A 12,029-nucleotide genomic window follows, 5' to 3' on the forward strand; every position below is an offset into this window, starting at 1 on the left:
TCACTCCGTCAATGGATTTCGGGCCGGCACGGCGGCCGGTCCCGCCGCCGTGCCGTACTGCCGCTGCTCAGCCCACCTTCCGGCCCAGTTCCTGGTCGATGAAGTCGAAGATCTCGGTCGTCGACGCGGTGTGGATCCGGTCGTCCAGGTCGCCGCCCTCGGCGGGCTCCCAGCGCTTGCCCAGCAGGGCCAGCCGTCGCTGGAGGCGGTTCTTCACCTCCTGGAAGGTGGCCTCGTCGAGGGTGGCCTCGGCCAGCACCCGGTCCAGCCGGGAAAGCTCGTCGAGCACGTCCCCGGTGCGGCCCGCCCCGCTCACCGGGATCCGGGTCAGCAGGTAGCCGGCCAGGGCGTCCGCCGTGGGATGGTCGAAGACCAGGGTGGCCGGCAGCCGCAGCCCGGTGACGGCGTTGAGCCGGTTGCGCAGCTCGACCGCGGTCAGCGAGTCGAACCCGAGGTCCTTGAACGTGCGCTGCGGCTCGACCGCCTGCGGATCGGCGTGCCCGAGCACGGTCGCGATCTGCTCGCGCACCAGCCCGAGCAGGTAGGGCAGGCGTTCGGCCTCGTCGAGGGCGCCGAGCCGCTCGGCCAGCGCCACCTGCGGCGCGGCGCCGGCCGCCGGCCGGCGGGACTCGGGCAGCAGGCCCCGCAGGATCGCCGGGACCGGCCCGGCGCGCAACGCGGCCAGGTCGAGCGTCACCGGCACCAGCACCGGTTCGCCGGTGGTCAGCGCGGTGTCGAGCAGGGTGTGGGCGTGGTCGGTGGGGATGGGTAGCAGGCCGGCGCGGGTGATGCGGGCCTGGTCGGTGTGGTCGAGGTGGCCGGTCATGCCGGTGGCTTGGGCCCAGTAGCCCCAGGCGAGGCTGGTGGCGGGGAGGCCGAGGGTGTGGCGGTGGTGGGCGAGGGCGTCGAGGTAGGTGTTGGCGGCGGCGTAGTTGGCTTGTCCGGGGCTGCCGAGGGTGCCGGCGGCGGAGGAGTAGAGGACGAAGGCGGCCAGGGGGAGGTTGCGGGTGGCGTGGTGCAGGTGCCAGGCGGCGTCGACCTTGGGCCGCAGCACGGTGTGTACCTGGTCTGCGGTCATGGTGTGCAGGGCGGCGTCGTCCAGCACACCCGCTGTGTGGAAGACGGCGGTGAGCGGGTGCTCGTCCGGCACACCGCCGATGAGGGCGGTGACGGCGTCGGGGTCGGCGGTGTCGCAGGCGACGACGGTGACGGTGGCGCCGAGGTTCTGAAGCCGGTCGACCAACGGCGCGGCGTCGGGGGCGTCGGGGCCGCGGCGGCTGGCGAGCAGCAGGTGTCGGGCCTGGCCGGTGGTGGTGAGGTGTTCGGCGAGTAGCGCGCCGAGGGTGCCGGTGCCGCCGGTGATCAGCACCGTCCCGTCCGGATCCAGGGCGGCGGGTGCCGGGACGCGGTCCCCGGCGACGCCACCCTGGCCCGCACCCTGCGCGGCCTCGACAGCCCGGTACCGGGCCAGCCGGGGGGCCAGCAGGCTGCCCTCGCGTACCGCCAGTTGCGGTTCGCCGGTCGCCACCGCGGCCCGCAGCGCCGCCAGGCTGCCCGGGTGGTCGTCGGTGTCGACCAGGACGAACCGGTCCGGGTGTTCGACCTGGGCGCCGCGGACCAGCCCCCAGAGTGCCGCCCCGGCCAGATCCGCCACCGGGTCGCCGGGCCGTGCGGCCACGGCGTACCGGGTCAGCACGACCAGTTGGCTCTCCACGGTGCGCTCGTCGGCCAGCCACGCCTGGAACGCGGCCACGGTCCGCTCCACCACCTCGTGCACCGCCAGCGGATCACCGGTGGCGTCCGGCCCGGTGGCCCGGAGCAGGACGGTCTCCGCCACGGGCTCGGCGGCGGCCAGCAACGCCACCAGGTCGTCCAGCCCGACCGCCGGCGGTACGGCCGACGGCAGCGCGCCGGTGCTGACCACCGGCGACCAGGCCACCCGGTGCAGCACGTTCCGGCCGCCCGCCTGGCGCAACTGCTCGGCCGGCAGCGGGCGGACGGTCAGCCCGGCCACCGTCACCACCGGCGCGCCGGCGGGATCGGTGGCGGTCACCCGGACGGTGTCCGGGCCGGTCGCGGCGAGCCGCACCCGCAGCTCCCGGGACCGGGTGGCGTGCAGGGTGACGCCGCTCCACGCGAACGGCAGCCGGACGCCGCCGGCGTCCCCGGCCAGGGCCAGCGGGTGCAGGGCGGCGTCGAGCAGCGCCGGGTGGATGGCGTACCCGTCGACGTCCACCTCGTCGGGGAGGCGGATCTCGGCGTGCACGTCGTCGCCGTTCCGCCAGACCGCCCGGACGCCCTGGAACGCCGGCCCGTACCCGAGACCGGCCGAGGCCAGGTCGGGATAGGCGGTCGTCACGTCGGCGAGGGTGGCCGTGGCGGGCGGCCAGCCGGCCGGTTCGGGGTCCGGCCCGGCCGGGGTGGGGGTGGCGGCGAGGGTGCCGGTGGCATGCCGGGTCCACTCCTGGCCGTCGCCACGGGAGCGGATGGTGAGGGCCCGCCGCCCGGTGTCGTCCGGCGCGCCCACCTCGACCTGGAGCTGCACGTCGCTGTCCGGGTCGAGGATCAGCGGGGTCTCGATGGTGAGGTCGTCCAGGTGGGGGTGTCCGGTGTGGTGTCCGGCGTGCAGGGCGAGGTCGACGTACGCGGTGCCGGGCAGCAGCACGGTGCCGGTGACGGCGTGGTCGGCGAGCCAGGGTTGCCGGTCGAGGGTGAGCCGTCCGGTGAAGAGCATGCCCTCCTGGTCGGGCAGCTCGATCGCGGCGGCGAGGAGCGGGTGGTCGGCCGCGCCCTGGCCCAGGTCGGCCGGTTCACCGGTGGTGGGCCGGCTGGTGAGCCAGTAGCGCTGGCGCTGGAACGGGTACGGCGGCAGGTCGACCGGCGCAGTCACCGCGGGCAGCAGCGGCCGCCAGTTCACCGGCAGGCCGTGGGTGTGCGCGGTGGCCAGGGCGGTGACGAGTTGGTCGGTGGTGTCCCGGCGGATGCTGGCCAGCGCGACGATGTCGTGCTGGTCGGCGGTGTCCTCGATCGGTTGGATGAGCACCGGGTGCGGGCTGACCTCGACGAAGGTGGCGTACCCGTCGCGCAGCAGTGCTTCGGTGGCGGTCTGGAACTGGACGGGGTGGCGGAGGTTGTCGTACCAGTAGTCGGCGGTGAGGGTGTCGGTGTCGATGCGGTCGCCGGTGTAGGTCGAGTAGAAGGCCACATCGGTGGTGGTGGGTTGGACGCCGTCGAGGGCGGTGTGGATCTGGTCGCGGAGGGCTTCGACGTGGGGGGTGTGGGAGGCGTAGCCGACCGGCAGGACCCGGGCGGGGATGTCGTGGTCCTTGCAGTGGGCGACGGCTGCCGCGACGGCGTCGGGGTCGCCGGCGATGACGGTGGCGTTCGGCCCGTTGACCGTGGCGATGTAGGCCTGGGGTCCGGTGTTGTGGCCGTTGGGGCCGGCGTTGCTTCCGTCGGCTTCGGCGTGGCTGGCGTTGTCGGGCGTGGCCGGGCGGGTGGTCAGCCGGGTGAGGAGTTCGGTGACCTGGTCGGCAGGCAGGGCGAGGGACGCCATGTCGCCGTGCCCGATCAGCGCCCGCAGCGCCTGGGCGCGCAGCGCGACGATCTTCGCGGCGTCGTCCAATGACAGCGCCCCGGCGGCGTAGGCGGCGGCGATCTCGCCCTGGGAGTGGCCGATGACGGCGTCGGGGACGATCCCGTGGTGTCGCCACACCGCCGCGAGGCCGGTCATCACGGCGAACAGCACCGGCTGGACGACGTCGACGCGGGTGAGCCAGTCGGGGTTGTCGTCGTGCAGCACCTGGTGCAGGTCCCAGTCCACATAGGGCCGCAGCGCGGTCGCGCAGGCGTCGAGGTGGGCGGCGAAGACGGGACTGTGTTCGGCGAGTTCGCGGCCCATGCCGAGCCACTGTCCGCCCTGGCCGGGGAAGACGAACACCACTCGGCCGCCGTGGGCGGCGGTGTGCTGGAGCAGGGCGGGATGCGGCCGGTCCTCGGCCAGGGCCCGCAGTGCCTCGACCGGGTCCGGGCCGGGCAGCACCGCGGCCCGCTGCGCGAACACCGCCCGGCCACCGGCCAGCGCGGCGCCGACCGTCGCCCGGTCCACCTCGGGCCGCTGCGCGACGTACCCGAGCAGCCGCGCGGCCTGGTCCCGCAGCCCGGCAGGGGTCTTCGCGGAGAGCAACCACGGCAGCGGCGCGGACGCCGCCGGTGCCGGCGCCGCCTCCGGTTCGGGGGCCTGCTCCAGAATGATGTGCGCGTTCGTGCCGCTGATCCCGAACGAGGAGACCGCCGCGCGGCGCGGGCGGCCCTGCGCCGGCCACGGCCGGGTCTCGGTGAGCAGGGCCACCGCGCCGGCGTCCCAGTCGACGTGACCGCTGGGCCGGTCGACGTGCAGGGTGCGGGGCAGCACCGCGTGGCGCAGCGCCTGGACCACCTTGATGATGCCGGCGGCCCCGGCGGCGGCCTGGGTGTGGCCGATGTTCGACTTGATCGAGCCGAGCCAGAGCGGTTCGTCCCCGGCGCGCTGCTGCCCGTACGTGGCCAGCAGGGCCTGCGCCTCGATCGGGTCGCCCAGGGTGGTGCCGGTGCCGTGCGCCTCCACGGCGTCCACGTCGGCCGGAGCGAGGCCGGAGGCGGTGAGCGCCTGGCGGATCACCCGCTGCTGGGAGGGGCCGTTCGGCGCGGTCAGCCCGTTGCTCGCCCCGTCCTGGTTGACCGCCGACCCGCGGATCACCGCGAGGATCCGCCGGCCGTTGCGCCGGGCGTCGCTCAGCCGCTCCAGCAGGATCAGCCCGGCACCCTCGCCCCAGCCGGTGCCGTCCGCCGCGTCCGCGAAGGACTTGCACCGTCCGTCCGGCGACAGCCCCCGCTGCCGGCTGAACTCGAGGAAGATCTCCGGGGTGGCCATGATGGTCGCCCCGCCGGCCAGCGCCAGGGTGCATTCGCCGCTGCGCAGGGCCTGCACCGCCAGGTGGGTGGCGACCAGCGACGACGAGCAGGCGGTGTCCACCGTGACCGCCGGCCCCTCCAGTCCCAGCGCGTACGCCACCCGGCCGGAGGCGACGCTGGTGGTGTTGCCGGTCATCAGGTAGCCGGCCACCTCCGACGTGCCGTGCTGGGTGGTGGGGGCGTAGTGCTGGGCGACGACGCCGGTGAACACGCCGGTCGGGGTGGCCCGCAGGGCCGCCGGGTCGATGCCCGCGTGCTCCAGCGTCTCCCAGGCCGTCTCCAGCAGCAGCCGCTGCTGCGGGTCCATCGCCGCCGCCTCCCGCGGGTTGATCCCGAAGAAGTCCGCGTCGAACAGGTCGGCGTCGTGGACGAAACCGCCGTGCCGGGTGTACGTGGTGCCGATCCGGTCCCGGTCCGGGCTGTACAGCCCGTCGACCGGCCAGCCGCGGTTGGTGGGGAAGGTGGACATGGCGTCCACCCCGTCGGCGACCAGCCGCCACAGCGCGTCGGCCGAGTCGGCCCCGCCGGGGAACCGGCAGGCCATCCCGACCACGGCGATCGGCTCGTCGGTCGCGATGGTCACCGGGGCCGCCGCCGCAGCGGCCGACCCGGTGCCCGGGTCGATCAGCTCGTGCAGGTGCCCGGCGAGCGCCTCGGCGGTCGGGTGGTCGAAGACCAGCGTGGCCGGCAGCCGCAGCCCGGTGGCGGCGTTGAGCCGGTTGCGCAGCTCCACCGCGGTCAGCGAGTCCAGCCCGAGGTCCTTGAACGGCCGCCGCGGGTCGACCGCCGCCGGGTCCGGGTGCCCCAGCACCGCGGCGATCTCGGTGCGGACCACCCCGAGCAGGTACGGGCGGCGCTCGTCGGCGGCGAGACGGGCCAGCCGCCCGGCCAGCCCGTCGGACCCGCCGGCGCCGGCGGCGGCCCGCCGGGCCGTGGCCCGGACCAGGTCCCGCAGCATCGCCGGGAGCGGGCCGGCGGCGGCCCGGGCGCGCAACGCGGCGAGGTCCAGCGCGACCGGCACCAGCGCCGGCCGGCCGCCGGCCACCGCCGCGTCGAGCAGGTCGAACGCGGCCGGCGCGGAGAGCGGGCGCAGCCCGCTGCGGGCGATCCGGGCCTGGTCGGTGGCGTCGAGCTGGCCGGTGATGCCGCTGGTGTCGGCCCACAGCCCCCAGGCCAGCGCGGTGCCCGGCAGGCCGGCGGCCCGCCGGCGCTGGGCCAGCGCGTCGAGGAACGCGTTGGCCGCCGCGTAGTTGCCCTGGCCCGGCCCGCCCAGGGTGCCGGCGATGGACGAGTAGAGCACGAACGCGGCCAGATCCAGGTGCCGGGTGGCCCGGTGCAGGTGCCACGCGGCGTCCACCTTGGGCCGGAACACCGCCCGCAGCTGCTCGGGACGCAGGGTGTGCAGCGCGGCGTCGTCGGTCACGCCGGCGGTGTGGTAGACGGCGGTGAGCGGGTGCTCGGCGGGTACCCCGGCGAGCAGCGCGGCGACCGCCGCCGGGTCGGCGGTGTCGCAGGCCGCCACGGTGACCGTCGCGCCGAGTGCTTCCAGCTCGGCGACCAGCTCCGCCGCCCCGGCCGCCGTGGCGCCGCGCCGGCTGGCCAGCAGCAGGCGCCGGGCCCGACCGGTACGCACCAGGTGGGCGGCGAGCAGCCGGCCGAGCGTACCCGTGCCGCCGGTGACCAGCGTGGTGCCGTTCGGGTCGGGCGGCGCCGGCAGGGTGACCACCACCTTGCCGACGTTGCGCGCCTGCGCCAGGTGGCGGAACGCGGCCGGCGCCTCCGGCACCTCCCAGGCGGCGAACGGCAGCGGCCGCAGCGCGCCCCGCTCGAAGAGGTCCGCCAGCTCGGCCAGCATCTCCTGGATCCGGTCCGGGCCGGCCTCCATCATGTCGAACGCCCGGTACGCCACCCCCGGATGCGCGGCGGCGACCTCGTCCGGCTGCCGGATGTCGGTCTTGCCCATCTCGATGAACCGGCCGCCATGCGGCAGCAGCCGCAGCGACGCGTCGACGAACTCGCGGGCCAGCGCGTCCAGCACCACGTCCACGCCGCGCCCGCCGGTGGCGGCCAGGAACGCCGGCTCGAAGTCGAGGGTACGGGAGGAGGCGAGGTGGTCCTCGGCGACGCCGAGCGCCCGCACCGCGGGCCACTTGCCGGGGCTGGCCGTCGCGTACACCTCGACACCCCAGTGCCGGGCCAGCTGCAACGCCGCCATCCCGACACCACCGGCGGCGGCGTGCACCAGCAGCGTCTCGCCGGGGCGCAGCGCGGCCAGGTCGACCAGCCCGTAGTACGCGGTCAGGAAGGTGACCGGCACGGTGGCCGCCTCGGCGAAGCTCCACCCCGCCGGCATCCGGGTCAGCAGCCGCCGGTCGGTCACCGCGTACGGGCCCATCCCGCCGGTGACCAGGCCCATCACCCGGTCGCCGGGGGTCAGGCCGGTGACGTCGCGGGCCACCTCGACGACCACGCCGGCCGCCTCGGTGCCGATCAGCGCGCTGCCCGGGTACATGTCCAGTGCCAGCAGCACGTCGCGGAAGTTGAGGCCGGCGGCCCGGACGGCCAGCCGGACCTGTCCCGGCGCGAGCGGCTGCTCATCGGCGTCGCAGGGCACCAGCGCCAGGCTCTCCAGGGTCCCCGGCACCGGCACGTCGACCCGCCAGGCGGCCGCCCCGGCCGGCGGGGTGAGCCGCCCGCCGTCGGGCAGCCGCCCGAGCCGCGGCGCGTGCGCCTCGCCGTCGCGGAGCGCGAGCTGCGGTTCGTCGGTGGCCAGCGCCGCCGGCAGCGCCCGCCAGGACGACGCCCGGCCGTCCAGGTCAGCGATCAGCACCCGGCCGGGATACTCCGACTGGGCGGTGCGGACCAACCCCCATCCGGCGGCGCCGCCCAGGTCGTCGACGGTCTCCCCGGGCCCGGCCGCGACCGCGCCGCTGGTCAGCACGAGCAGCCGGATGTCCGGGTACCGCTCGTCGGCCAGCCCGGACCGGAGCAGGTCGAGGACCTGCTGGACCGACTCGTACGCGCCCGCCGGGACGTCCGGCCCGGTGGCGGTCGGGGCGGCGAACGCCAGCACGTCCGGCGGCGGTGTGCCGGCCGCGAGCGCCTCGTCCAGCGCGGCCAGGCTGTCGTAGCGCAGGTCGGTGCCGCCGTCGGGGACGGTCGCCGAGCCGACCAGCGCGATCCGGGCCGGCGCCGGGTCGGCCGGCGGCGCGACCGGCACCCAGCCCACGGCGAGCAGGTCCCGGGGACTGCCGCGCCGCTCACCCGGCCGGGGAGCGGCCCGCATGGCCAGCGCCTCGACGGTGACCACGGGCTGCCCGGCCGGGTCGGCCACGGTGATGGTGGCCGCCCCACCGGCGGCGGGAGCGACCCGGACCCGCACCTGCCGGGCGCCGGTCGCGGCCAGGTTCACCCCGGACCAGGCGAACGGGAGCCGCACCGCGGGCGGCGCGCCGGCCGGGGCGTCCCGCAGCGCGGCCAGCGCGATCGGGTGCAGGGCGGCGTCGAGCAGGGCGGGGTGTACGCCGTACCCGTCGGTGGCGGTGTCCTCGGCGAGCGCGACCTCGGCGTAGACGACGTCGCCGTCCCGCCACGCGGCGCGTACCCCCTGGAACGTCGGGCCGTAGCCGACCCCGGCGTCGACGAGTTCGGCATAGAGGGTGTCCACCTCGACGGGCGCCGCCCCGGGGGGCGGCCACGCCGCCGGCAGCGGCTCCGCCGCGACCGCGGTACGGCTGAGCGTGCCGGTGGCGTGCCGCGTCCAGGTTCCGTCCTGCTCCTCGGCCGCCGGCCGGGAGTGGATGCTTACCGGCCGGCGGTCGCCGTCGGGCGCCCCGACCTCGATCTGGAGGTCGACGGCGCCGGGCCCGGCGAGGGCCAGCGGCGCTTCGAGCGTGAGGTCGTCGAGGTACGGGTGTCCGGTGTGGTGGCCGGCGTGCAGGGCGAGGTCGACGAAGGCGGTGCCGGGCAGCAGCGGGGTGCCGGCGATGACGTGGTCGGCCAGCCACGGGTGGGTGGTGGTGGAGATCCGGCCGGTGAACAGGTGGGTGTCGGCGTCGGCGAGGCTGAGCGTGGCGCCGAGCAGCGGGTGACCGGCGCTGCCGAGGCCGAGGTCGCTGGCGTCGGTGACGATGGCGGGCGGGCTGAGCCAGTACCGCTCGTGCTGGAAGGCGTAGGTGGGCAACGCGATCGTGGGTTCCTGCTCGCCGGCGAGCAGCGGTGTCCAGTCGACGTCGACGCCGTTGGTGTGGGCGGTGGCGAGTGCGGTGAGCAGGCTGGCTGTTCCGTCGTGTCCGCGCCGCTGGGTGGGGATGGCGGTGGCGTCGGTGACGGTTTCGCGGGTGAGGGTGCTCAGGGTGGCGTCGGGTCCGACCTCGAGGTAGTGGGTGACGCCGAGGGTGTGCAACGTTTCGGTGCCGGCGGTGTAGTTGACGGTGTCGCGGATGTGGCGTGCCCAGTAGTCGGGGTCGGCGAGTTGTTCGTCGGTGGCGACCTGTCCGGTCAGGTTGGACACGATCGGCAGGGCCGCGGGCCGGTAGGTGACGCTTGCGGCGGCCTCGCGGAAATCGTCGAGAATCGCCTCGGTGTGGGCGGAGTGGAAGGCGTGGGCGACGTGCAGTTTGCGGGCGCGCACGCCGTCATTTGCAAGCTGTGTGGCGATGGTGTCGATGGTGGTGGTGTCGCCGGCGAGGACGAGTGAGGTGGGGCTGTTGTGTCCGGCGAGGCTCACCTGCGGGTGCGCGCCGAGCAGTGGTTGGATGCGGTCCAGGGGGGCGGTGACGGCGAGCATGGCGCCGGCCGGCATGGTGTTCATGAGCCGGGCCCGGGTGGTGACCAGGTGGGCGGCGTCGGTGAGGTCGAGGACGCCGGCGATGTGGGCGGCGGTGAGTTCCCCGATGGAGTGCCCGATGAGGTAGTCGGGTCGGATCCCGAAGCTGTCGAGCAGCCGCACCATGGCGGTCTCTGCGGCGAACAGCGCCGGCTGGGTGTAGAGCGTCTGCCCGAGCAGGTCGGTGTGCGCCCCGGACATGACCTCCCGCAGCGGCCGGTCGAGGTGCGGGTCGAGGGCCGCGCACACCTCGTCCAGGGCGGTCGCGTACACGGGGAAGTGGTGGTAGAGGTCGGTGGCCATGCCGGGGTGTTGGGCGCCCTGCCCAGTGAACAGGAACGCCACCTTCCCGACCGTGCTCACCGCCCCCTGGACCAGGTTCGGGTGGTTTACGCCGTCGGAGAGGGCGTGCAGGGCGGCGATCAGGTCCGCGGTGGTGTGCGGTTCGCCGTCGGGGTCGTCCAGCGGCGGGATGATCGCCGCCCGGTGGTCGAAGGTGGTCCGGGTGGTGGCCAGCGCGTGCGCGACCCGGGCGGGGTCGAGGTCGGGGTGCTCGTCGAGGTGGGTGGCCAGCCGGGTCGCCTGCTCGCGTAGCGCCGCCGGGGTCTTCGCCGACAGCAGCCAGGGCGGGGCGACCTCCGGGCCGGCGACGTCGGGCGCGCCCTCGTCCCGGACCGTGCCCGACCCGGCCGCCACCGAACCAGCCGCACCGGTCGCCGTCGTTCCGGTCGCCGCCGTTACGGCGGCCGCCGGACCAGCCGCGCCGGCCAGCGTGCTGGCGGCTGGGGCTGTGGCGGCGGTGGCGGCGCTGGCGGCGGTGGAGGCGGTCGGAGTCGGCGGGCCGGCGTCCTGGCCGGCGGGATCGGGGTCGGGGGCTTGTTCGATGATGACGTGGGCGTTGGTGCCGCTGATGCCGAAGGAGGAGACCGCGGCGCGGCGGGGTCGGTCCTGGTCGGGCCAGGGGGTGGTGTCGGTCAGCAGGGCCACCGCGCCGGAGGTCCAGTCGACGTGGGTGGAGGGGGCGTCGACGTGCAGGGTCTTGGGCAGGACGCCGTGGTGGATGGCCTGGACCATTTTGATGATGCCGGCGACGCCGGCGGCAGCCTGGGTGTGGCCGATGTTGGATTTGATCGACCCGAGCCAGAGGGGCTGTGAGCGGTCCTGGCCGTAGGTGGCGAGCAGGGCTTGGGCTTCGATGGGGTCGCCGAGGGTGGTGCCGGTGCCGTGGGCTTCGACGGCGTCGACGTCGGCGGGGCTCAGCCGGGCGTTGGCGAGGGCTTGGCGGATGACGCGTTGTTGGGACGGTCCATTGGGGGCGGTGAGGCCGTTGCTGGCGCCGTCCTGGTTGACTGCCGAGCCGCGGATCACCGCGAGGACGGGGTGGCCGTTGCGGCGGGCGTCGGAGAGCCGCTCCAGCAGGATCAGGCCGACCCCCTCGGCGAAGTTCGTCCCGTCCGCCGCGTCGGCGAACGCCTTGCACCGCCCGTCCGGCGCGAGCCCGCGCTGCCGGCTGAACTCGATGAAGGCGCGCGGCGTCGGCAGGATGGTCGCGCCGCCGGCCAGCGCCATGCTGACCTCGCCCTGGCGCAGCGCGTGGCAGGCCAGGTGGGTCGCCACCAGCGACGACGAGCAGGCCGTGTCCAGCGTGACCGCCGGCCCCTCCAGCCCGAGGGTGTACGCGATCCGGCCCGACGCCACGCTCGTGGTGGTGCCGGTCAGCAGGTAGCCCTCGTACGATCGGGCCTGCTCGTGGGTGCGCGGGCCGTAGTCCTGCGCGATCACGCCGGTGAAGACCCCGACGCTGGTCCCGGCCAGCCGGGTCGGGTCGAGCCCGGCCGCCTCGAACGCCTCCCAGCTCGTCTCCAGCAGCAACCGGTGCTGCGGATCCATGGTGAGCGCCTCGCGCGGGTTGATCCCGAAGAAGTCCGCGTCGAACCCGCCCGGGTCGGACAGGAACGCTGACTCCCGGACGTAGATCCGGCCGGCCCGGTCCGGGTCCGGGTCGTAGAAGTCGTCGACGTGCCAGCCCCGGTCCGTCGGGAAGGGACCGACCGCGTCGCCGCCCGCGACGAGCAGCCGCCACAGGTCCTCCGGGGTACGCACCCCACCCGGGTAGCGGCAGGCCATCCCGACGACGGCGATGGGCTCCTGCCGGCGTGACTCGATCGCCTGCAGCCGCTGCCGCGTGCTGTGCAGGTCCGCGGTCACCCGCTTCAGGTAGTCGCGGAGCTTTTCCTCGTTGGACATG

Annotated in this window: 1 protein-coding gene; it reads right to left on the reverse strand. The window is 75.6% G+C overall.

All coding sequences use genetic code 11. The features are described from left to right. Positions 1-67: 67 nt before the first annotated feature. Positions 68-12,028 carry an SDR family NAD(P)-dependent oxidoreductase gene (locus tag AB0I11_RS05180; RefSeq protein ID WP_357313438.1) on the reverse strand — a complete coding sequence of 3,987 codons (11,961 nt, stop codon included), beginning with the start codon at positions 12,026-12,028 and terminating at the stop codon, positions 68-70. Between the last annotated feature and the right edge of the window lies 1 nt (position 12,029).

The organism is Micromonospora sp. NPDC050495 (assembly GCF_040655175.1).
In the GTDB taxonomy this organism is placed as follows: Bacteria; Actinomycetota; Actinomycetes; order Mycobacteriales; family Micromonosporaceae; genus Micromonospora.